Source organism: Rheinheimera pleomorphica (assembly GCF_011634895.1).
Taxonomy (GTDB): domain Bacteria; phylum Pseudomonadota; class Gammaproteobacteria; order Enterobacterales; family Alteromonadaceae; genus Alishewanella; species Alishewanella pleomorphica.
This window is the reverse complement of record NZ_SIRR01000007.1, coordinates 388,699-410,001: the sequence shown is the minus strand read 5'-3', so window position 1 is coordinate 410,001 and position 21,303 is coordinate 388,699. Positions and strand designations below refer to the sequence as shown.

The 21,303-nt window shown below is 52.5% G+C and carries 19 protein-coding genes; 10 read left to right on the top strand and 9 right to left on the bottom strand.

All coding sequences use genetic code 11. From position 1 onward, the window contains the following. Positions 1 to 61: 61 nt before the first annotated feature. Both EYB30_RS08865 and dauA read left to right on the top strand, forming a co-directional pair. Positions 62 to 1,783 (top strand): alpha-amylase family glycosyl hydrolase, encoded by a 1,722-nt coding sequence (locus EYB30_RS08865; RefSeq protein ID WP_166838553.1) that lies wholly within the window; start codon positions 62 to 64, stop codon positions 1,781 to 1,783. 134 nt (positions 1,784 to 1,917) lie between these two features. Further along, positions 1,918 to 3,651: a C4-dicarboxylic acid transporter DauA gene (gene dauA / locus EYB30_RS08860; protein ID WP_166838552.1), complete on the top strand. Its 1,734-nt coding sequence runs from the start codon at positions 1,918 to 1,920 to the stop codon at positions 3,649 to 3,651. Here dauA and EYB30_RS08855 read toward each other — a convergent pair. Together EYB30_RS08855 and EYB30_RS08850 are read right to left on the bottom strand one after the other, a co-directional pair. Then, complete coding sequence (locus EYB30_RS08855; protein ID WP_166838551.1) at positions 3,621 to 4,655, bottom strand: LacI family DNA-binding transcriptional regulator; 1,035 nt, start codon at positions 4,653 to 4,655, stop codon at positions 3,621 to 3,623. The two genes, dauA and EYB30_RS08855, sit on opposite strands and share 31 nt — an antisense overlap. Positions 4,656 to 4,828: 173 nt before the next feature. Next, complete coding sequence (locus EYB30_RS08850) at positions 4,829 to 5,287, bottom strand: hypothetical protein (RefSeq protein WP_166838550.1); 459 nt, start codon at positions 5,285 to 5,287, stop codon at positions 4,829 to 4,831. Between the two features lie 249 nt (positions 5,288 to 5,536). Here EYB30_RS08850 and EYB30_RS08845 point away from each other — a divergent pair, with 249 nt between their 5' ends. Genes EYB30_RS08845 through EYB30_RS08830 form a run of 4 tightly spaced genes read left to right on the top strand, consistent with a single transcriptional unit; the run spans position 5,537 to position 8,625 of the window. Beyond that, positions 5,537 to 6,319 carry a MipA/OmpV family protein gene (locus EYB30_RS08845; protein ID WP_241698000.1) on the top strand — a complete coding sequence of 261 codons (783 nt, stop codon included), beginning with the start codon at positions 5,537 to 5,539 and terminating at the stop codon, positions 6,317 to 6,319. Beyond that, positions 6,319 to 6,699 (top strand): DUF3019 domain-containing protein, encoded by a 381-nt coding sequence (locus EYB30_RS08840; protein ID WP_166838548.1) that lies wholly within the window; start codon positions 6,319 to 6,321, stop codon positions 6,697 to 6,699. The genes EYB30_RS08845 and EYB30_RS08840 overlap by 1 nt, the downstream gene beginning before the upstream one ends. Beyond that, complete coding sequence (locus tag EYB30_RS08835) at positions 6,699 to 7,391, top strand: response regulator (RefSeq protein ID WP_166838547.1); 693 nt, start codon at positions 6,699 to 6,701, stop codon at positions 7,389 to 7,391. The genes EYB30_RS08840 and EYB30_RS08835 overlap by 1 nt, the downstream gene beginning before the upstream one ends. 16 nt (positions 7,392 to 7,407) lie before the next feature. Further along, positions 7,408 to 8,625 carry an ATP-binding protein gene (locus EYB30_RS08830; protein ID WP_166838546.1) on the top strand — a complete coding sequence of 406 codons (1,218 nt, stop codon included), beginning with the start codon at positions 7,408 to 7,410 and terminating at the stop codon, positions 8,623 to 8,625. A gap of 3 nt (positions 8,626 to 8,628) precedes the next feature. On the opposite strand, the gene EYB30_RS08825 is transcribed toward EYB30_RS08830, so the two are convergent. Then, positions 8,629 to 9,303 carry a DUF3334 family protein gene (locus tag EYB30_RS08825; RefSeq protein WP_166838545.1) on the bottom strand — a complete coding sequence of 225 codons (675 nt, stop codon included), beginning with the start codon at positions 9,301 to 9,303 and terminating at the stop codon, positions 8,629 to 8,631. Positions 9,304 to 9,359: 56 nt separating this feature from the next. Next, a complete protein-coding gene (locus EYB30_RS08820; RefSeq protein WP_166838544.1) occupies positions 9,360 to 10,133 on the bottom strand; it encodes a substrate-binding periplasmic protein in 774 nt (257 codons plus the stop codon). Between the two features lie 169 nt (positions 10,134 to 10,302). Between EYB30_RS08820 and EYB30_RS08815 the strand changes: the two genes are divergently transcribed. Further along, complete coding sequence (locus tag EYB30_RS08815) at positions 10,303 to 11,493, top strand: Bcr/CflA family efflux MFS transporter (protein WP_166838543.1); 1,191 nt, start codon at positions 10,303 to 10,305, stop codon at positions 11,491 to 11,493. On the opposite strand, the gene EYB30_RS08810 is transcribed toward EYB30_RS08815, so the two are convergent. Beyond that, positions 11,490 to 11,642, bottom strand: coding sequence for a hypothetical protein (locus EYB30_RS08810; RefSeq protein WP_008220729.1), 153 nt, complete (start codon positions 11,640 to 11,642; stop codon positions 11,490 to 11,492). The two genes, EYB30_RS08815 and EYB30_RS08810, sit on opposite strands and share 4 nt — an antisense overlap. A 153-nt stretch (positions 11,643 to 11,795) precedes the next feature. On the opposite strand from EYB30_RS08810, the gene pyrC reads away from it, so the two are divergent. Further along, a complete protein-coding gene (gene pyrC, locus EYB30_RS08805) occupies positions 11,796 to 12,827 on the top strand; it encodes a dihydroorotase (protein ID WP_166838542.1) in 1,032 nt (343 codons plus the stop codon). A 23-nt stretch (positions 12,828 to 12,850) separates the two neighbouring features. Here the strand turns inward: pyrC and EYB30_RS08800 are convergent, their stop codons facing one another. The 3 genes from EYB30_RS08800 to EYB30_RS08790 all read right to left on the bottom strand — a co-directional run bounded on the left by EYB30_RS08800 (position 12,851) and on the right by EYB30_RS08790 (position 15,301). Next, positions 12,851 to 13,045: a hypothetical protein gene (locus EYB30_RS08800; protein WP_166838541.1), complete on the bottom strand. Its 195-nt coding sequence runs from the start codon at positions 13,043 to 13,045 to the stop codon at positions 12,851 to 12,853. A gap of 106 nt (positions 13,046 to 13,151) precedes the next feature. Beyond that, positions 13,152 to 14,654: a YifB family Mg chelatase-like AAA ATPase gene (locus EYB30_RS08795; RefSeq protein ID WP_166838540.1), complete on the bottom strand. Its 1,503-nt coding sequence runs from the start codon at positions 14,652 to 14,654 to the stop codon at positions 13,152 to 13,154. 80 nt (positions 14,655 to 14,734) lie between these two features. Beyond that, entirely contained in the window at positions 14,735 to 15,301 is a 567-nt protein-coding gene (locus EYB30_RS08790; RefSeq protein ID WP_166838539.1) for an SRPBCC family protein, read from the bottom strand. 289 nt (positions 15,302 to 15,590) lie between these two features. Between EYB30_RS08790 and EYB30_RS08785 the strand changes: the two genes are divergently transcribed. Both EYB30_RS08785 and EYB30_RS08780 read left to right on the top strand, forming a co-directional pair. Then, a complete protein-coding gene (locus EYB30_RS08785; protein ID WP_166838538.1) occupies positions 15,591 to 16,343 on the top strand; it encodes a DUF4097 domain-containing protein in 753 nt (250 codons plus the stop codon). An 80-nt stretch (positions 16,344 to 16,423) separates the two neighbouring features. Continuing rightward, complete coding sequence (locus EYB30_RS08780) at positions 16,424 to 19,627, top strand: DEAD/DEAH box helicase (protein ID WP_166838537.1); 3,204 nt, start codon at positions 16,424 to 16,426, stop codon at positions 19,625 to 19,627. A gap of 10 nt (positions 19,628 to 19,637) precedes the next feature. Here EYB30_RS08780 and EYB30_RS08775 read toward each other — a convergent pair whose 3' ends face one another. Then, positions 19,638 to 21,062 carry an alpha-amylase family glycosyl hydrolase gene (locus tag EYB30_RS08775; RefSeq protein WP_174978739.1) on the bottom strand — a complete coding sequence of 475 codons (1,425 nt, stop codon included), beginning with the start codon at positions 21,060 to 21,062 and terminating at the stop codon, positions 19,638 to 19,640. Positions 21,063 to 21,303: the final 241 nt, after the last annotated feature.

The following is a 21,303-nucleotide window of genomic DNA, read 5'->3' as shown; positions in this document are numbered from 1 at the left end:
ATCAGCATAGCAGTGCATCGGCGCTTTAAGCCGGTGCAGCAGAAAAACGCACGGGGACCCTATGAAACGCTTTAACCTAAGCGCACTGGCGCTGTCTTTATTACTGGCTGGCTGCCAACCCGAAACCAGTCAAACGCAAACCACTACCGCAGCAGCTGAATCACAGCAAGTGGCCAGCGACATACCCCGTGTTAGTGCCAGCCCCTGGTGGCAGGAGGCGGTGTTTTATCAAATTTGGCCGCGCAGCTTTTATGACACCAACGCCGATGGCCATGGCGATTTTAACGGCATGACCGCCAAGCTGCCCTATTTGCAGGATTTGGGCGTAACGGCGCTGTGGCTAACGCCGATGTTTGAAGCGCCCTCATACCACGGTTACGACTTTACTGAGTTTTATCAGGTAGAGAGCGACTATGGCAGCATGGAAGAATTCGAAGCCTTTATCCAAGCCGCCGACGCCAAGGGCATGAAGGTGATTCTGGATTTGGTGATTAACCATATCTCCAGCGAGCATGACTGGTTTAAACGCTCAGCTGCAGGTGAGGCGCCATACAAAGATTATTTTATCTGGCGTGACACTATGCCTGCAGCCGGCAGCGGCTGGGGCCATGCCTGGAGCGATAACGACCAGCCCGAGGCGGTGTGGCATTACAATGCGCAGCGCAACGCTTATTACTATGCTGCCTTTGGTGCCAGCCAGCCAGACCTTAACCTGCACCATCCCGATGTGGTCGCCGAAATGAAAAAGATGGCCAAATTCTGGCTGGATAAAGGCGTGGCCGGTTTTCGTTTAGATGCGGTGCGCTTTGCCATGGAAGGTGGCCCGGATGCACAGGCCGACACCTTAGATACCATCGGCTACTGGCAAGACTTTAACCAGTACGTGAAAAGCGTTAATCCAGAAGCCTATTTAGTCGGCGAAGCCTGGGTGGATATTCCCATTGCAGCGCGCTATTTCGGCGAGGGTAAAGGCTTAGATCAGGGCTTTGATTTTGAAGTCGGCTATAACATTCTTGGCCTGCTAAAGCCCGATGCCAGTGGCGAAGCCCAGTTTGGCACCATGAATTCAAACACCGCCAAAGTAGCCGATGCCGGCATTTTGCAGCGCAATGTTAAGCAGCGTGCCGACTCAGTGGCACCACTGAGCTTTTTTGCGCCGTTTTTAACCAACCACGATCAGGAGCGGATTGCTTATCAGCTGCAGCAACATGATGCCAAAGCCAAGCTGGCGGCGGCCATGCTGTTTAGCTCGCCCGGTACACCCTACATTTATTACGGTGAAGAAATTGGCTTAACCCAGGGCGGCACCGGCCATGATGTGTATAAACGTGCGCCTATGCTATGGGATAACAACCCGCAAGCCGGTTTTACGCAAAACGACAATAGCTGGGTAGAACAGCTGGAACTGTTTGGCAATAACTTCCCGAACTGGTACCCGGATTTTCTTAGCGCACAACTAAGCGCAGCCGATCGCAGTGTGGCGGCGCAGCAAGCGCAAGCGGATTCTGTCTGGCAGCTGTATAAGCTACTTATTGCACAGAAAAAACAACGGCCAGAGCTTAGCACCGATGGCAGTTACAATGTGCAGCAATTGGAAAATGGCCTGGTGCAAATTACGCGCGAGCTAAACGGTAGTAAAACGCTGTTTGTGCTTAACCTGAGCGACGCAGCAGCCGATATCAGCGCTATTGAGCAAAGCGGTTTAAGCGCCAGTTGGGCCTATGATCTTGATGGCAACACTTTGGCTGCGCATGGTTTGCTGATCTTAAACAGCACGCGTTAAGTTGTCATACTATACAGAAAACCGCCGGCTGGCTTAGCGGCGGTTTTTTATTTGCTTTCAGACTAATAGCGCATACTCAGCTGCATCACACTTTGCTAAACTAACAGCACCTGTTCTGCTGTAGCGGAGTTGTGGTGTCAGACCGTTCCCATCTGTTTTCCCTGCGCCTTGGCCATGCGCTGCGTGACGTGCTGGCCGAAGGCTATAACCTGAATAAACTGGGCAAAGATCTGCTGGCCGGTGTCACCGTCGGCATTATTGCCATACCACTGGCAATGGCACTGGCGATTGCCTCGGGCGTAGCGCCGCAATATGGTTTATACACAGCGATTATTGCTGGCTTCGTTATTGCCCTTAGCGGCGGCTCGCGGTACAGCATCAGCGGCCCGACCGCGGCTTTTGTCGTTATTCTGTACCCGGTGGCGCTGAAATACGGCTTAAGCGGCTTACTCATCGCCACGGTGTTATCCGGATTCTTGCTGCTGCTGATGGCCATGTTTCGGCTGGGCCGTTTAATTGAGTATATTCCTGAATCCGTTACGCTGGGCTTTACCGCTGGCATTGCTGTGGTGATCGCTACGTTACAAATTAACGACTTTTTTGGCCTCGCCATTAGCCATATGCCAGAGCACTATGTTGAGAAAGTCGCGCTACTGGCCCGGCAGTTACCGCTGCTGTCTGTTCCCAGCCTGATTGTCGCAACCAGTACTCTGCTGGTCATGCTGCTATGGCCAAAATTAAAAACCGTGATACCGGCCCATTTGCCGGCACTGTTTGTTGGCACCCTGCTGGCACTACTGTTAATTAGCAGCGGTGTTGAGCTGGACACCATAGGCTCGCGTTTTAGTTACACCGCTGAAGATGGCAGCAGCGGCGATGGTATTCCGCCCTATTTACCCTATTTTGACTGGCCCTGGTTACGCCCGGGGCCAGACGGTCAAATGCTGACGTTTAGCTGGCAACTGGTAAAAGACTTACTGGCGGCCGCTTTTGCCATAGCGATGCTAGGCGCGATTGAATCCCTGTTATGTGCCGTCGTGCTGGATGGCATGTCGGGCCGGCGCCACAGCGCCAACAGCGAGTTATTCGGCCAGGGTATTGGCAATATTATCACGCCGTTTTTCGGCGGCATTACCGCTACCGCCGCACTGGCGCGTTCGTCGGCTAACTATAAAGCCGGTGCCCAGTCGCCCATTGCGGCCATGGTACATGCCATGGTAGTGCTGCTGGGCTTAGTCTTATTAGCGCAGCTGCTGTCTTATGTGCCCATGGCGGCACTGGCGGCTTTGCTGGTGATGGTGGCCTGGAATATGAGTGAAGCGCCTAAAGCCTTACACTTGCTAAAAACAGCACCAAAAAGTGATATCTGGGTGTTTATCACCTGCTTTAGCCTGACCGTGCTGTTTGATATGGTGATTGCCATTACCGCTGGCATTCTTTTGGCCGCGCTGCTGTTTGTCAAAGAAATTGCCGAAATGAGCAAAGTCACCGACATCAGCAACAACCGTAAACAGGTAGAGCAGCCGGTTCCCGAGGGCTGGCAGGTATTGAAGATCAGCGGGCCACTGTTTTTTGCTGCCGCCGACCGTATTTTTGCTGACATAGCCCGCTTAACTGACCACAGCAAAGGCATAGTGCTGTATATGGATGGCGTACCGCTGTTAGACGCCGGCGGTCTGGCGGCACTGAATAAGCTGATTAGCAAATGCCAGAGAAACCATACCGAGTTAATGATTGCTGATTTGCAATTTCAGCCACTAAAAACGCTGGCCCGTGCTGGCATTCAACCGATAACGGCAGTGCTGAGTTTTTATCCCACGCTGCGAGAAGCGTTGGATCAGCTTGATGCTCGGGCGCCGCAAGACTGACGAATAACCAGCCTGGGTTCGATCTGATTTTCCGTAATAGGCTGATTATTAATAAGTTGTAGTAGGTTATGTACCAACAGTTCACCGGCTTTGCGGGTATCTTGCTGGATGGTGCTTAACGGTGGCGACGCGAAAGAGGCCACCGGAATATCATCAAAGCCCATCACAGCGATATCTTCCGGAATACGCAATCCGGAGCGCTTAATCGCTTGCATCACGCCAATGGCGATTAGATCACTGGCGCAGAAAATGGCATCAATGTCTTTATAATGCTGCAACAACCATTGCGCTGCGCTATCCCCGGCGCTTTCGGTATAGTTCGCATCAACATGGGGTACATCACCAGAGCGAATGCCAGCGGCTTGCAATGCATCAATAAAGCCTTGATAACGTTCTGAAAATTCCGGGCTTCCCTCACACGCATTGCCAATAAAAGCAAATTTTTTGTGGCCGGTCGCCAGCAAATGTTCACCGGCTAAACGGCCGCCTTCAAAGTTATTGCTACGCAAGGTAAACTCCGGATGGCCCAATACCTCAGCGCCCCAGCAGACAAAATGCGTTTCCTGCGCCAGCAGTTTAGCTAACTTTTCTTCGTAATCTTTGTAATCACCATAGCCGAGCAAAATAATGCCATCGGCTTTATTGCTGTCTTCGTAATCGGCATGCCAGTCGTCACTCAGCTGTTGAAATGACACCAGTAGGTCCTGGCCGCGTTTGGCGCAGGCGCGGGTAATGCTGCCCAGCATGGATAAAAAAAACGGGTTAATTAACGACTCGTCAGTGGTAGGGTCTTCAAATAACAATAACGCCAGGGTGCTACTGCGCTGCTGGCGCAGATTACTGGCGTTTTTATCGACTTTATAATTTAGCTGCCGCGCTATGGCCTGGACCTTTTCACGGGTAGCTTTATTAACCTGCGGGCTATTGCGCAGCGCACGTGACACGGTGGACTGCGATACGCCGGCCATATAAGCAATATCGAATGAAGTAGCTTTGTCTTTCATCTGAGTGCTCTGCTGTGGCAGCGGAATTACTGCGCCTGTCAGTGCCTGTCACGACAGACTGCGGACCGGCACTTTATTATTATTGTGGCCTTATCATAGAGGGTATTGGCAGGGGTTTCAATTTTGTTCTGCCAACCAGATTGTACTTTGGACCGGCCACAACCAGCAGCAGCTTAGCAGGCTGAAATGGTTACCTGCTCCTGCACCAGCAGCGGCTTATCTACCCGCGGAAATAGCACCAGCATCCACGGCTGCAACACCACTGCCGGTGCCGGACAGTTGGCGCCGGCATAGTGGGTAGACAACAGTATTTCTACCTGAGTGTTCTGCCCCTGAAAAGCCAGCACGTCCTGTTTTAACATCTGCTGCGCCGAGCCGGGCATCACCAATAGCAACTGGTACCGCGAAAAGTCGATGGTTTCTGGTGCGCCACTACGGTTAAGTAGCTGATAAAATACGTCATCATAGCTGCTTTGGCTGCTAATCACCTGAATGCGTTTTTCACCGCTTTGGGCCGAATCACCGCGCGCCAGGTACTCAAATGCGCGGGTGTCATCTGCGGTTAAATCTTCGACACAGCCGCCCAATAGCCCTAACCAGGGCAAAAGCCCGAGCATTAATTTCAGTTTCATAAGCCCCCCTTTCGTTGTACTGTTGCCAGTCTAGACAGGGCTCAGCTTGCTTACTGTGACTAATCACAGCAAATTGTGAAACATTGTTATACCGTCTTATCTCTGGCATCACATCTTGCTAGACTTGCAAAGCTGAAGGTTTGTCTGACGAAAAGGTGAAATTTGCGCTATTGGTTACTCCTGCTTTGCCTGCTGACTGGCACCGCTAAGGCTGAAACGCCCTTGTCTTGTGACGAGGGGCCACCTTGCGTGACAGAGCAAAAGCTTTACCTGAGCTGGGCACTGGGCTATGGCCAGCGCAGTAATCCGCTGCACGGCGGCGAGGAACTGCCACTGGTAGTGCTGCCGGATATTTATTACTACGCCGAGCACTGGTTTTTTGACAACGGTAAATTGGGTACCAGTTGGGCCTTATCGGAACAGTGGCGTCTGAGCTTACTGGGCCAGTTTAACCAGGAAAAGGGCTACTTCCAAAAATGGTTTGGCGGTAATGCCTTTCAGTTTAACAGCAGCAGCGTCAGTCCTTCGGGCGGCCCCTCTCCCTCTTTTAGCATTGATCGTGTTGGCCCACTGCAGGCCTCGGTGCGCGAAATCAGCAAACGCCCCACCGCCTTCGATTTAGGCCTGCAACTGGATTGGTTTGACGCCAACTGGCAGTTTCAGGCGCTGCTCTGGCAAGATGTCAGCAACACCTATCAGGGGCAGCATGCCAGCATTGGTGCAGCCAGACAGTGGCAAAACCGCGCTGGCCAGTGGCAACTTAGCAGCAGATTGCACTGGAAAAGCGCCAAACTGATTGATACTTACTACGGTATTGACAATAATGAACCGTTTTATTTACCACGCTATAACGGTAAGCCAAGCTGGCAGCCTGAATTACGCCTGGGCTGGCAACGGCCACTATCAGAGCGGCTTGCCTTGCTGGCTTTTGTCCGCTACTTACATCTGGATGATGCCATGACAAAGAGCCCGCTGGTGCGAGCCGACAATGTAACTACCTGGTTTTTTGGCGTTAGTTACCGGATGTACTGATGCAGGGAATTTGGTTGTTATTGGCATTGAACGGACTCAACCCAACGCCCTCAGCATCCGCTGACTGTGCCGCCAGCTTATGCTGGCAGGTTAGCCCGCAGGTGTGTGTAACCGAGCAGCAACAGCAAAGCTGTCAGGCACAACTGCAACTGCAATGGCATAGCAAAACCGCACAGGATCTGTGCCTGTTTCTGGCCGGGCAAAGATTGCATTGCTGGTACCAAAGCGCCCAGGGGCAATGGCAGCAGCAGCTACAATGGCAAAACGCCGATTTAACCCTACGCAACACGGATAATCAGGTGCTATTGCAAACCGAGTTACAGGTGCAAAGCCGTAAGCCGGCCCGCCGACGTCTAAGCAGTCCATGGAGTATATTCTGATGGCTAAAATCTTGCTGGTGGAGGACGATCTGCGTCTGGCCACACTGGTACAGAACTTTTTAATTCAACACGGTTTTATTGTCGAACAACAAAGCCAGGGCGACGCTGTTGCCGAGCACTGCCGGCAGTTTCAGCCGGATCTGATCGTACTGGATCTGATGCTGCCGGGTTTGGATGGCTTTGGCGTATGCCGGCAGATCCGGCCCTGGTATAAGGGCCCGGTGTTAATGCTGACAGCTAAACAAAGTGATATTGATCAGGTGCTGGGGCTGGAACTGGGCGCCGATGACTATGTGGTTAAACCGGTTGAACCCCGGGTGCTGGTGGCCCGCATTAATGCGCTGCTACGCCGCAGTCAAACCAACCTGAAAGCGGAACAGCAAGAATTGCAGTTTGGTTGCCTGCTGCTAAAACAGCGCGCCCGCGAAGCCTGGTACCAGAGTGAACGGATTGAACTGACCAGCTATGAATTTGATTTACTCTGGATGTTGGCTCGCCACGCTGGCCAGACGGTAAAACGTGAAGCCATTCATCAACAAATTATTGGCCGTGAATATGATGGTCTGGATCGCACCGTAGATGTGCGTATTTCGCACCTGCGCCGTAAGCTGGGTGATAATGCCGAAACGCCGTTCAGAATAAAAACGGTATGGGGCAAAGGCTATCTGTTTGTTGCTGATGCCTGGCAATAAAACGATAGTTAACTGAATGCAGCGGCTGTTCTGGCATTTTTATTTGTTTATTTTTCTGGTACTGCTTGGCACCGGCTGGGCCGTTGACCAGCTATGGCAACAATGGCAACCGTCAGCAGAGCCGCCCTGGCTAGACAGCTATACCAGCCTGCTACAACAGCAACTGCAACAGCCCACGGCCAGCTGGGCCAGTAACACCGGGCTGAATATTGTTGCCCTGGCCAACGACAGCATTAGCTGGCTACCCGCAGAGCAAGCCTTACTGGCGCAAGGTCAGGTGTTAAGCCTGTTTGAGGCCGAGCAAGTGTATTTTTACTACCAGCACGCCGACCAGCTGTGGCGGCTTGGGCCTTTGCCGCTGGTACAAAGTGACGGCGCACTCTGGTTTACACTGCTGTTTTTTGTCTTGCTGGCGGTGGCGGTAGCCTTATGGTTGTGGCCGGTAGCTCGCGACATTCGGATCCTGCAACGTAACCTGCAACATTTTACCCAGCAGCATGACACACCAGTACCGCTGCCGGCGCATTCTTTTATTGCACCTATTGCCGAGCGGTTTATGCAGATGAGCGGACAAATCCGCAGCCTGCTAAGCCTGCAGCGGGAAATGACCCACGCCGTGTCACATGAGCTGCGCACACCAATAGCACGCTTAAGTTTTGCATTGGAAATGGCGCAGCAGCTGCCCGAGCCGGAGCGCCAGCTAATGTTGCAGGATGTGCGTGAGCTGCAGCAACTGGTGGACGAAATTCTCGATTACGCCCGACTGGAAACCGGTCAGCTGCCATTGCAGCTGCAACAGATCAATTTAATCGAGCTGATTAGTAATGTGCAGGAAAAGCTGGCGCCGCTGCCCGGGGCTGATATCCGCTTACAGTTGCCCCCTGACGCCAGCTTGTATGGTGATGGCCATTACCTGGAGCGGGCGCTGCAAAATTTGTTGGTCAACGCGAAAAAATACGCCCGCAGCCAAATCTGTCTTAGTTTAAGCCGGCACCAGCAATACTGGCAAATCAGCATAGACGACAATGGTCCGGGCATCGCCGCAACGCAGCGCGACGACATTTTTAAACCATTTTTCCGGGTAGAAGCCAGCCGCAATAAACATTCCGGTGGTTTTGGCCTGGGGCTGGCGATAGTGCAGCGCGTTGCGCAATGGCATCAGGGCAGCGTAACAGTAACAGACTCGGCTCTGGGCGGAGCCTGTTTTATACTGCGTTTACCGCTGCGTCAATAAGCGTTACAGGCCAAGGTTCTTCAGAAAGTCGTCGTCTACCTCAACATCAGCGCTAACGGTGTTCTCCGGGGTATATTGCTGCGCATTGGCCAGAATATCATCCGGGTGCTCCTGTGCGACCTTGTCGAAATCGTGTAACTGGATAAACTCAGTTTTGTCCATTGCCAGTTCCAGATAAAAGATATTGTGCTCTGGCGTGCTAAAGGTGACCCGGCGCGCCTGCGGCTGATCGAGCTGGGTATTAATTAAAATTTGTACCTGCTTATTAATCGCCATCATTTTGGGCTGGCTCTGGTTAATCGAGGTATGCAGGTCATACCGCACGGTATTGGTAAAGTCACCGACGATCTGGTTCATCAACTCGCCCATCACATTACCCACTTCATCCGAGGTATGAAACTGCGCCAGCTCGTCTTCTGGCATACCCATACTCATCAGGTATTTCTTATAAATTTCCATTGCCGCCTGGGCAGTAAAATTAATGATCACCAGGCCGGAAAAGCCGCCATCGAACAGCACAAAACAGCCCAGGTCAGGGCGCAGGCAGGTTTTCTGGATCTTTTGCACCATAGGCGAGTACGCCACATTGCTGTTACCCGCACCTGACAACACTTTAGTGACAGACTGACATAAGGTCAGCAAAATCTCGTCCGTTGTAATAATTTTTGTTTTTTTCATCTGGAATACCCAAGCAGCGAAGTTACTTCAGTATAAGCCTAAGCGGGTGGTTAAGGCTATGGTGTTGCCGCGTTGCTGTCTGGCATATATTGCTGCAGTAGCTGCTGATATTCACCACTGTGTTGTAACTGGCGCAAGCCCTGGTTAAATATCTCGGTCAGATCCGGCTGCCAGCAGGCTGCCGGATAGGCCTTTTCGGCAAACAGCCTATGCGTTGTCAGGCGGTATTGTGGTGCTAGTGCCGCGGCCAGATAGTGCAATACCCGACGCTCACCGATCACCACATCGACACGGCCACTGAACAGCAATTCTAGCTGCAGTTCCCGCTCGGCCAATTCAAGGTAACTGGCATTGGCAATAACACGGCTAAATGCCTGCCCCAGCACACGTTCGGCCTGCTGGTAAGCAACAATGCGTTTATCCGCCAGTGCGGCCAGCTTATCGATTTGCAATTGCCGGTGCTGTAAGCTGACAGCAACATCCTGAAACGGCAAATAATCGCTACTGTAACTGGCTTCTGCCAGCTTTATCGCCATCGGCGAGGCACAGTCGAGCTTTTTATCGCTGAACTGCTTTATTAAACGGCTGTAACTGTGTAGCTCGTATTCGACGGCAAAACCCGCCCGGCTGAAAATACGTGAAACCAGCTGGTACTCTATGCCATCCAGTTCACCACTGGCAGTATAAAATGACCAGGGCGCCGACAAATGCAGACCTACGCGTATCGACGTCGCATCCTTATCCGGTTCATTGCCCGCTGCCAACGCCGGTGAGCCCAACAGCACTAGCAACACCAATACGCCTGAGATAAGGTTACCGGTAATGAACATATATCGCCCATCTGATTGACTGACCACCATTACAAAGCTTTCTGCGGCCAAATGCAATGTATGCGCTGGTGGCCAGACATATTTGCTAACCTATTTTTACACTCTGCCGTTAGCGGTAAGTGTGAAAAGCGCGTATTATAAAGCCCCGCTGTCGTACGAGCTTTATTCAATGTCACACAAACCCGCTGGCTGGATCATCCTGTTACTGGCCGCAGTTGTCGCCACTACCCCGCTGGCTATTGATATGTATCTGCCCGCCATGCCGGTGATGGCAAAGCAGCTGGACACCTCCATTGGCATGGTGCAGCAATCATTAAGTATTTTTTTGGCTTTTTTTGGCATTAGCATGCTGATTTGTGGCCCAATGGCCGACAGCCTGGGACGCCGGCCGCTGGCACTGTTTGGCTTAACCGGCTTTGTGCTGGCCAGTGTAGCGCTAAGCTTAGTTAACAGCATTGAATGGTTTTTAGCCTGGCGGGCGCTGCAGGCATTATGTGGTGCCGCTGCCACTGTGGTGGTGCCTGGCATCGTCAGGCAGCTGTATCAGGAGCACACTGCTAAAGGTATGTCCTATGTGTCGATGATCATGATGCTGGCACCGCTATTGGCGCCTGCGCTGGGCAGTGGTGTGTTGTGGCTGGCCAACTGGCAGATGATTTTTGTCTGCCTGGCCGGTTATGGCCTGCTGGTGTTACTGTTGAGCTGGCGCTATCTGCCAGAGATCCGTCCCGCCGGGCCGCGACAACGGCTGGCCTTTTTTGCTGGCTATAAAGTGGTATTCTCCCAGGTATCGGCACGGCCTGACATTGCCACCTCGATGTTTGCCTCCTTTTCGTTCTTTTGCTTTTTAACGGCCGTGCCCTTTGTTTACATCAAATATTTTGGCGTTGACGAGCAGCAATTTAGCCTGCTGTTCGGTTTTAATGTGTTAATGCTGATGCTGGCCAACTTTATTAACAGCCGTTTGGTCACCCGCCAGGGCCCGCAGCGCATGCTGCGTGCCGGCCTGGTTCTGGCAGTGATTAGCGCCAGCGCGCTGACATTATTTAATTTCTGGCAGTTTAGCCTGGCGTTTACCGTACTAAGCATAGCACCACTGATGGCCAGCCTGAGCCTGATTGCCACCAATGCTGACGCGATGATTTTAATGAAGTTTCCCGATAACAGCGGCACGGCAACAGCGGTAATTGGTACCCTGCGTTTTGGCATTGGTGCCCTGGCCGGCCCCTTACTGGCCTGGTCTTACAATGGTACACCGCTGCCATTTTCATTACTGATGCTGGCCGGCGTATTGTGCATTGCTATTAGCCAGTTGTGGCACACGCCAGTGCAACAACTGCCACCGGCCCAAACCGATTAAATTTTGCAGGCGCCGCCGCTACATTCGTCATCATCATCGCCAAATTGTGGCTCGGCTGCGCGCTGCAGCTCAGCTTGTTGTTGCTGTTCAATATTTTGCTCGGCCTGAGCAAAATCCAGGTGGTCCAGGTCAAAGTCTAAATCTGACATTATCGTCTCTCCGCATCGGTTAACAGTTGGCAGTGTAGCAAAGCGCTGCGCCGGTCTGAAGTAAAAACGCGGGCAAATTTAGCCGGTGCGGTTAAGCGATGAAATTGCTAGAATAGCCGGCAGTTTTCGCCTCACTGCCTGCAGGAGCTTTGCATGACCACCTTAACCATTCAAACCCCGGATGACTGGCATTTACACTTTCGTGACGGCGATATGCTGCACGAAACCGTGCCGGCCACAGCGCGCCAGTTTGCCCGCGCTATTGTAATGCCCAATTTAGTACCACCAGTCACTACCGCCGCGCTGGCTGTGGCTTATCGCGAGCGCATTCTGGCCGCACGGCCACTGGGCAGCAACTTCGAGCCTCTTGTGACACTGTATCTGACCGATAAAACCACGGCACAGGATATTATCGATGCCAAAGCTGCCGGCGTGGTAGCCGCCAAACTGTATCCGGCGGGTGCCACCACCAACTCCAGCCAGGGTGTGGGGGCGTTAGACAGCCTGTATCCGGTATTCGACGTCATGGCCGAGCAAGGCATGCTGCTGCTCATTCACGGTGAAGTGACCGAGCACGAGATTGATATTTTCGATCGCGAAAAAGTGTTTATTGACCGCCACCTGCAACATATAGTGGCACGCATCCCCAGCTTGAAAGTGGTGTTTGAACATATTACTACCGCCGATGCCGCGGCTTTTGTAACCGAAGCGTCAGCCAATGTCGCCGCGACCATTACGCCACAGCATTTACTGTTAAATCGCAACGACTTACTGGTTGGCGGCGTGCGGCCGCATAATTACTGCCTGCCGGTATTAAAACGCCGCACCCATCAGGACGCGCTGCGGGCGGCGGTGGCGGGCGGCTCCAGCAAGTTTTTCCTGGGTACCGACTCAGCACCGCATGAAAAACACCGCAAAGAATCGGCCTGCGGTTGCGCGGGCTGTTACAGCGCGCACAGCGCCATAGAGCTGTACGCCCAGGTATTTGATGATTTAGGCTGTCTGGATAAGTTGGAAGCTTTTGCCAGCCACTACGGTGCCGACTTTTATGGCTTACCACGTAATAGCGGTACGGTAACGCTGGTAAAACAGCCATGGCAGGTGCCTGCTGAAATTACCCTGCCCAACGGCAACCCTATAGTGCCGTTTTACGCCGGTGAAACCTTAAACTGGAAGCTGTTGTAACACTACCGCACTGGCGCTATAGCTTATGGCTGTAGCGCTATTTCATATTCCTGGCTGAACTGGCTAAACTCGGCGACCGACATTTTAATCACGACGTCAGCAGCGGAAAAATACAGTTCGCCCAGGTGCTCAAAATAGATTGGCTGACCATAACTTTGCGGCGATAAGGTGCACTTGGTTTCGGTGTGACACAACAGCCCGTTTTGCCTGACCCACATATATCCGTCCTTAGATACTATCCGCTGTGTTGGTACGTCGACAATTTTACCCAAAAAAGTTACAATGTAAACTTTTTGTGCAAATAAATTTTAAAATTTAACAAATTCAGCTTTTCAGGTAACTTAATAAGCGCTCCAGCGCGCGATAGCTAAGCGCCTCCATTAAATGCGCCCGACTGATCTGAGTTTGTTGTTGTAAGTCAGCAATGCTGCGCGCCACCTTAATAATTTTATGGTAGGTGCGTGCCGATAACTTAAAGCGATGTATGGTATCTTCTAAAAAGCGCGCATCAGCGCTTTGCAGCGGGCAGAAATCGGCAATCTCACTGCCACTTAAGCGGGCATTGGCCTTACCCTGCCGTTGTAATTGCAGTTGTCTTGCTGCCAGCACGCGCTCGCGTACACTGGCGCTGCTTTCTTCCTGCGTATGCTGGCTTAACATGCCCTTGGGCAGCAGCGGCACTTCAATTTGTAGTTCAATGCGGTCAATAAAAGGGCCAGACAAGCGGTTTAAATAGCGCATCACTTGCTCTGGCGTCGCGCGGCCATCCTGATGATGCCCGGTCGGGCTGGGGTTTAATGCCGCTACCAGTTGAAACTGCGCCGGAAACTCGGCCTGCCGGGCGGCCCGGCTGATGTGCACCACGCCGGTTTCCAGTGGCTCACGCAGTACATCCAGCACCTTACGCGGAAATTCCGGTAATTCGTCTAAAAATAAAATACCGTGGTGTGATAACGAAATTTCACCTGGTCTGGGCACCGAACCACCGCCCACCAGTGCCACCGCCGAGCTGGTATGATGGGGGCTGCGAAACGGCCTTTGCTGCCAGTCGGTTAAATTACGCTTTAGCCCGGCAATAGAGTAAATAGCGGCTGTCGCCAGCGCTTCGCTCTCGGTTAAGGGCGGCATAATGCCAGGCAGCCGCTGTGCCAACATCGACTTACCGGTACCAGCCGGCCCCAGCATCAGCAGGTTATGCTCACCAGCAGCGCATATTTCCAGCACCCTTTTAGCATGAGCCTGGCCTTTAACATCGGCTAAGTCAGGCAGTTGTTGCTGCTCGCGTACCGGTAACGCCGGTATAGCAGGCAATGGTTGCTGCGCTAATAAAAAGCTGTGTACTTGCAATAAATGTTCAGCGCCATGCACAGCAACCTTAGGCACCTGTTGTGCCTGTTGGGCGTTTAACATCGGCAGCACCGCTTCACGACCGGCATCACGACAGGCTATCGCCACCGGAATTTCCCCCACTATGCTTCTGATCTCTCCGGATAACGCCAGCTCGCCACAAAACTCATAGCCGTTCAGGCTTTTTTCTGCCAGTTGGCCGGACGCCACAATAATGCCCAGAGCTATCGGCAGGTCAAAGCGGCCACCTTCTTTGGGTAGATCGGCCGGCGCAAGGTTGACGGTAATTTTACGATCCGGAAAGGCAAAACCACTGTTCACCATGGCACTGCGTACCCGATCACGTGATTCTTTTACTGAGGTTTCCGGCAGGCCCACCAGCTGAAACGCCGGTAAGCCATTGCTAATATGCACTTCGACGGTAACCAGGGGGGCATCCAAGCCATGTCTGGCACGGCTAAACACGACAGCCAGTGACATCCTGTCTCCTGCTTAAATGAAATAAAAGATAAATTAATGTTTAGCACATTGTTAAATATTGGCAAGACTAATACGCTTATTTACTCTAATGGCGCCTTAACCGGCTCTGCTGGCGGGGCCTCTAAAATCAGCTTTAAATTATCCAGCCCTTGCTGTAGATCTGCGGCAATAATGCTTTCCACATCCATCACCAGCAGCATCAGGTTCATTGGGTACGGCATCCGCCCGGCAAAGCCCCAGCTTACCCGGGTTTGTTGCGCCGTAATCGCCTCCGTCGTCATATAAGCCGGCGATACAGATGCAAACGGCTCGGTGAACCGCAGCTCAAACTCTATCCGCTCGGCTTCTGTTATCGCGGTAATTTCCTGCTCACCGCTACCCACATCCGGATTATCACTGCGCCAGCTTGAGACAAAGCCGACGGTGCCGTCTACACCCCGGTAAGACTTTTGCATATTCGGATCCATCGCCGCCCAGACACTAAAATTGTCCTGATTGCTAAGAAAGCGAATATAGTCAAACACCAGCTGTGCTGGCTGCTGAATCACTACCTGGGTTTCTACTTTGTAATCCTGCTTAACAAATAATGCCAGCAGCAGCGGCGTCGCCAACAGCAGTACCATCACCAGCAGTATTTTTTTTATCATCGTGAATTATCCTTATTGTTATGTTTCACAGCCATTGGCGGCCAGTTGCACCGGCGCCATTTTCCGCTTAAACATAGCTGGCTTTTTGTTAACACTCCAGCCGGTGCCACAGAGTGCCCTTTTCAAACCTCACTAAGTGGCGTAATTCACCAGATATTAGTGCTTCAGGCTAATGCACAACACCACTATAAAAATATAAGCTTTTGAATTAAAATAAATTATGTAACGGCATTGATTTTGCTTAACTGCTGTCAGACATTGCTTAATCACTAAACTTCAAGGAATCCCGATGAAAAATTCTGTTTTAACCCTTGCTGCCGCCACCTTACTCAGTGGCTGTGTTATCTACGTCGGCAACGGCCACGCCGGTGACTTGCAGCACGAAGAGCGTACGCTGGCGTTAAATGCGGTAAACCTGAGCCAACTGATTGCCGATACCGGTGCCGGTAAACTCGACATTGTCGGTGAAGACGGCCGTACCGACATTGAGCTGGTGGCGAATATCTACTACTACAACGCCGACGATATCCGCCTGTCATTGGTTAACCGTGGTAGCAATGCCAAACTTGACGCCGGGTTTGACCAGGCTTTTCATTCCGGCAACAGCCCTTATATTGATCTGCAGGTTAAGGTACCGGCCCGCTTCGGCCTGCAACTGGATGATGGCTCCGGTGATACTGATATTCGTGGCCTTAAGGGCGATTTGCAGATTACAGATGGCTCCGGCGACCTGCATATCCGCGGCGGCAACAACGCCCGCATCACTGATGGCTCAGGCGAGTTGTCTGTCAGACAACTGACGGGCTCACTGCAGCTGGAAGACGGCTCAGGCGAGTTGCTGCTTGAAGACATTGCAGGCGATGTCACTGTCGACGATGGTTCAGGCGATCTAACCATACGTGCTGTCGGTGGTGTCGTGACCCTAGATGATGGCAGCGGTGATATTGACGTCGATGGTGCCGGCGGCCTGACCATTCTTGATAGCGGCTCAGGTGGTTTGAAACTGAATGCGATCAACGGCCCGGTTAACATTAACGATTAACTAATTATTTTACGCTACCGCATTTGGCTTAAGGCAAAACTGCGGTAGCATTACGCCTTTGTGTTTATTACTTGGGCGTTATGATCTCTGAGACGGCGTTTCCGCTTAGCCAACAACAACTGGAACACTGGTTTGATGCCGTGACCTTTCACCGCGCCCAGGCCTATTTGCAGGCCGGTAAAGTGGTGAAGCTGGAATACAGCAGTGACTTATCAGAAATCAGCGCTCAGGTCTGGGGCGCCGCTTTTACACCCTATCGCCAGTTTATAAGTTTGCAGCACAACAGTAATGGCTGGCGTTTGCAAAACCGTTGCACCTGCCCGGTAGGCGCTAATTGTAAGCATGTGCTGGCGGTGTTGCTGCGCCTGCAGCGCGATTATCAGCAGCATAAACTGCAACTGGAACAACAACCGGTGCGCCAGCTTAACCAATGGTTTGAGCAGGTTGAGCAATCCCTGGCACCACAGCAGCAGGACAAAGATATCGTGCTGTATCTGCTGTCTTATGGCCAGGCCGGCTTGCAGCTTAGCCCGCGCCGGGTTAAAAGCAGTAAAAAAGGCGGCTACACCAAAGGCGTGGCCATTGGTAAGTATGATTTAGTCAGCCCGGCGATACCGCACTGGATTGAAGAACAGGATTACCGGCTGCTAAGTTATTTCCGTGCCCAGAGCTTACGCGACTTACCCTTGCTGGAAGCCGACTGGGGCTATCAGCTGCTGCAGCAACTGCTGCAAAGCGGTCGTTGCTTTTTCTCAGAAGCGCGCTACCCGGTTGAGCAAGGGCCATCGCGGCCACTGAGTTTTAGTTGGCACGACAGCGCCGCCGGCCAGCAGCTTAGCTGGCAACTGGATGATGCCGACCGCGAGTTTGAATTGGTGTATACCGATCCGCCCTGTTATCTCGACACCAGCTACTACCAGATTGGCTTACTCGATACAGCTCTCAGTAGTGCCCAGCTCAAACTGCTAAACAAAATGCCGCCCATTCCGCAGCAGGCGCTGGCCCCCAGTCTAAGCCGCCTGCAGCAGCTGTTTAGCCAAACCAGCCTGCCGCTGCCGCGTGCGGCCGGGATTAAACAGGTACGCAGCAGCGCCAAACCCGTGTTGCAACTAAAAATGCTACCGCACAAAGCCCGTGGCCGCCATGAGCCCAGCGCGGTGCTGCAGTTTCAGTATGCCGACTACCTGTTACCGCTTAATTTAACCCAGGCGCAAACTGAGCTGAGCGACAACGGCAGCACCGTCTTTATTCAACGCGACCGCGCCGCAGAAACTGCCGCACTAGAACAGCTGCTGCAACTAGACTTACTTCAACTGCCGCCATTACCGCCGCCTTACCAGGAGCAAAGTGCCTTTGCTGTCGGCGAGGGGCCGGATAATCCGCTGTTATGGCAACCGCTGCTGGATGCGCTGCCGCAACTTGAGCAGCAAGGCTGGCACATAGCGCGCGATGACAACTTTAATCTGGATATTTTAACCGGTAATCCGTACTTACAGGTGCAGGATAATGCGGTTGGCGGCTTTGCGCTGGCAATACAGGTGGATATCGACGGCACCCAGGTACCGCTGCTGCCGCTGATTAGCCAGTGGCTGCGCCAGCACGGCTTGCCCGATGCCGACAAACCGATTTGGTTATCTTTACCGCAGGGCAAGCTGGCATTGCCGCTGGCACTGATCCAGCCGTTTATCGATACCATTATTGAACTGCTAAACCCGCATAAACCGCAGTTCAGCCTGGATTTGCCGGCGTTTAAAGCTGCGCTGCTGCCGCCGGAAACCGCCAAAGACATTCAATTTTTAAACGCCCAGCGCGTGCAGCGACTCACACAGCTGCTGCATAACTTTAATGGCATTACCCCTTGCGAAGTGCCGCCGGGCCTGCAGGCGCAACTACGCGATTACCAGTTACAGGGCTTAAGCTGGCTCAGTTTTTTACGTGAATTTGGCTTAGGTGGTATCCTGGCCGACGATATGGGCCTGGGTAAAACCCTGCAAACGCTTAGCCTGTTGCTGGCCCTGAAACAGCGCGGCGAGCTTAACCAGCCGGCGTTAATTATTTGCCCCACCAGTTTGCTGGGAAACTGGCTGGCCGAAGCCGCCCGTTTTACGCCACAGCTGCGGGTGTTACAGGTACATGGCAATAAGCGCCAGGGTCTGTTTAATACGCTGCATGATTATGATCTGATTGTCACCAGCTATCCGTTGGTGGTGCGCGACCATAAGTACTATCAACACCAACCGCTCAGCGCCGTTATTCTGGATGAAGCCCAGCACATAAAAAATGCCGGCAGCCTGGCGGCCAAAGCAGTGCGCTTGTTAAAGGCCGAATTTAAACTGGCATTGTCCGGTACGCCGCTGGAAAACCACCTTGGAGAACTGAAGTCTATTTTTGACTTTGTGCTGCCAGGCTTGTTAGGCAACGATGCTCACTTTAATCAGGTGTACCGCAAACCGATTGAGAAACACGGCGACACCGAACGCGCCCATGCCCTGAAAAGCCGCATCGCGCCCTTTATGCTGCGACGCACCAAGGCACAGGTAGCCAGCGAGCTGCCGGAAAAAACCGAAATAGTACAACTGCTGGAACTGGAAAGCGATCAGCGTAACCTGTATGAAAGCATCCGCCTGGTGATGGAAACCAAGGTGCGCGAGTTATTTGTGCAAAAAGGCGTGGCCGCCAGCCAAATTCAGTTTTTAGATGCGCTGTTAAAGCTGCGCCAGGCCTGCTGTGATGCCCGGCTGGTGCCGGTAGAACATGCGCGCTCGGTGCAAAGTAATGCCAAGTTGCAATGGCTGCGTGACACCCTGCCGGAAATGCTGGAAGAAGGCCGTAATATCTTATTGTTCAGCCAATTTGCCAGCATGCTCACCCTGATAGAAGACGAGCTGAACGCCCTGGGCATTAGCTACAGCAAACTGACCGGCCAGACCAGACACCGCCAGCAGCAGATAGATGCTTTTCAACACGGTGATACCCGGGTATTTTTGATCAGCTTAAAAGCCGGCGGCACCGGCCTTAACCTGACCGCCGCCGACACTGTTATACACTACGACCCCTGGTGGAACCCGGCCGCCGAGGCCCAGGCTACCGACCGTGCTCACCGTATTGGCCAACAAAAAAAGGTGTTTGTCTATAAGCTTATCGCCAGCAATACGGTAGAGCAAAAAGTACAGTTGTTGCAGCAACATAAACGGCAATTGGCCGATCAACTGTTTGCCGGTGGTAAAGGTCAGCCCTGGCAGGGCAAGGCTGACGACTTACTGGCGTTGTTCAGTGCTGACTAACGCCAGCAACCTAGTCGGCATACCACATTCTGGCCTGGCGTGCCGGAATGCTGAAGTTATAACTGCCGCCATTGATATACACCAGATTACCGCCGCTTAGCACATCGCGGTAATTGCGGTACCAGTAAAAGCGGCCGTGGGTATTAACGTTAAAGCTCTGGTTGCTGCTGCATTTATTAACACCTACCACGCCTTCCTGGCCACGGCGGAATAAAATGGCGCAGTCATTCCAGGCCAGCATTTCCATGCCCTGGCCCTGCATGCGGTTATGAAAATTCAGCATCTTACTGATATGGCTGGCTTTGTAGGCATTCACCCAGCGGCCGTTGTCGGTGCCGGTGCTGTCGCTAAAAATAAGCGGTTTGCCACCATCGCGGCCCATCACATAGGCATAGGCCAGATATTCATCGGTGGGGTCCATAATCAGGTAACGAAAACCGTCATTGGTCGGAATATCATGGGTAACGGTAAAGGTCACGGCGCGGCTGTTTTGCAGCGCCTGGCCGTAAGCAGCCGGATTAACCAACTGGCTTAAGCTGCCGCCAAAACCAAAAGCGCTGCGGATAGTACTAAACAGCGGAAAATCATAGGCTTTATGATCGGTATGGGCTAAGTACGGTGATAAGAAACTGTCGTACTCATTATTGCCGGCACCGCCACTGGTGATAATTTCGCCAAATACATACATACCGTCTTTAATGCTGCTGGTAAAGATTTCATTAATATGCCAAATCGTCATATGTTTGGCTGCATCCACCCGAAAGCCTTTCACCCCCAGGGCTTTTAGCGCACTGAGGTAGGCGCGCTGTTGCTGCACCACCCAGCTATTGGGGTTTAAGTCCGGTAAGCCGGTATCGCCACCGCCGCCGCACAGCCGGTAATTCTGAACCTGCCAGACATCGTTATAATTGCTGATACAGTTTGCCGGGTTAAAATCCCACGGGCTGAATAACCCCTGGCTTAAATTGCCAAACAGTTGCTGATTATTCCAGTAACTGCTGTTGTTGCCATAAGCATCCAGCGCGGCCTGGCCGGGAAAGTCGGTAGCGCCATAGCGCTCATTGGCCATATGGTTTAGCACAATATCAGCGTAAACCTCTACCTTGCGCGCAGGGTTGCTATCATTCAGGGCATTGATCATATTCACAAAAGATTGCTTATTGCCTTTGCAGTGGTCAATCACGCGCAGATCCTGCGGCTGATAACGCTGCCACCAGGCGCAACTGGCCGCGTTAGACTTTAGCGGCGGCGCTACCAGCACCGCCTTATAACCCAGGTTTTTAATTTCGCTGGCTTTAGCGGCTACCTCGTCATAGTGCCAGTCAAAGGCGTGTAAAATGGCATCGGCACTGGCTGCGCTGCTAAGCAGTGCCGGGCTGATGATCAGCAGCAGCTTAAACAGCTGATGCTTAATAGTGGTACTGATTACTTGCATTGGTCTATCCCTTATTCTGTTTGGTGTATGCAAGTCATCCGTGAGTAATTTACTGTGCGCTACAGGCGACACAGCGCAGTGTTAGTGACATCAAGCTCCGTTAACACCGGCCTACAGTAGCGGTTAAGTTTGTCTATTTATTGCTCATATACGCCAAGTTTACAGTTTTGCTACAACAGGAACAAAGTGTCTCATTGACCCCGCCGGCGACTGGATTTAGGCTAAATGCCAAGCCCCTTGT

Bases quoted from the DNA above. Each gene is read 5' to 3' on its own strand.
- EYB30_RS08790 (WP_166838539.1), bottom strand. From the start codon at position 15,301: ATGATAAAAAAAATACTGCTGGTGATGGTACTGCTGTTGGCGACGCCG.
- EYB30_RS08855 (WP_166838551.1), bottom strand. From the start codon at position 4,655: ATGAAAGACAAAGCTACTTCATTCGATATTGCTTATATGGCCGGCGTA.
- EYB30_RS08840 (WP_166838548.1), top strand. From the start codon at position 6,319: ATGCAGGGAATTTGGTTGTTATTGGCATTGAACGGACTCAACCCAACG.
- EYB30_RS08820 (WP_166838544.1), bottom strand. From the start codon at position 10,133: ATGTTCATTACCGGTAACCTTATCTCAGGCGTATTGGTGTTGCTAGTG.
- EYB30_RS08795 (WP_166838540.1), bottom strand. From the start codon at position 14,654: ATGTCACTGGCTGTCGTGTTTAGCCGTGCCAGACATGGCTTGGATGCC.
- EYB30_RS08830 (WP_166838546.1), top strand. From the start codon at position 7,408: ATGCAGCGGCTGTTCTGGCATTTTTATTTGTTTATTTTTCTGGTACTG.
- EYB30_RS08780 (WP_166838537.1), top strand. From the start codon at position 16,424: ATGATCTCTGAGACGGCGTTTCCGCTTAGCCAACAACAACTGGAACAC.
- EYB30_RS08815 (WP_166838543.1), top strand. From the start codon at position 10,303: ATGTCACACAAACCCGCTGGCTGGATCATCCTGTTACTGGCCGCAGTT.
- EYB30_RS08850 (WP_166838550.1), bottom strand. From the start codon at position 5,287: ATGAAACTGAAATTAATGCTCGGGCTTTTGCCCTGGTTAGGGCTATTG.
- EYB30_RS08785 (WP_166838538.1), top strand. From the start codon at position 15,591: ATGAAAAATTCTGTTTTAACCCTTGCTGCCGCCACCTTACTCAGTGGC.
- EYB30_RS08775 (WP_174978739.1), bottom strand. From the start codon at position 21,062: ATGCAAGTAATCAGTACCACTATTAAGCATCAGCTGTTTAAGCTGCTG.
- EYB30_RS08865 (WP_166838553.1), top strand. From the start codon at position 62: ATGAAACGCTTTAACCTAAGCGCACTGGCGCTGTCTTTATTACTGGCT.
- EYB30_RS08810 (WP_008220729.1), bottom strand. From the start codon at position 11,642: ATGTCAGATTTAGACTTTGACCTGGACCACCTGGATTTTGCTCAGGCC.
- EYB30_RS08800 (WP_166838541.1), bottom strand. From the start codon at position 13,045: ATGTGGGTCAGGCAAAACGGGCTGTTGTGTCACACCGAAACCAAGTGC.
- pyrC (WP_166838542.1), top strand. From the start codon at position 11,796: ATGACCACCTTAACCATTCAAACCCCGGATGACTGGCATTTACACTTT.
- EYB30_RS08835 (WP_166838547.1), top strand. From the start codon at position 6,699: ATGGCTAAAATCTTGCTGGTGGAGGACGATCTGCGTCTGGCCACACTG.
- EYB30_RS08825 (WP_166838545.1), bottom strand. From the start codon at position 9,303: ATGAAAAAAACAAAAATTATTACAACGGACGAGATTTTGCTGACCTTA.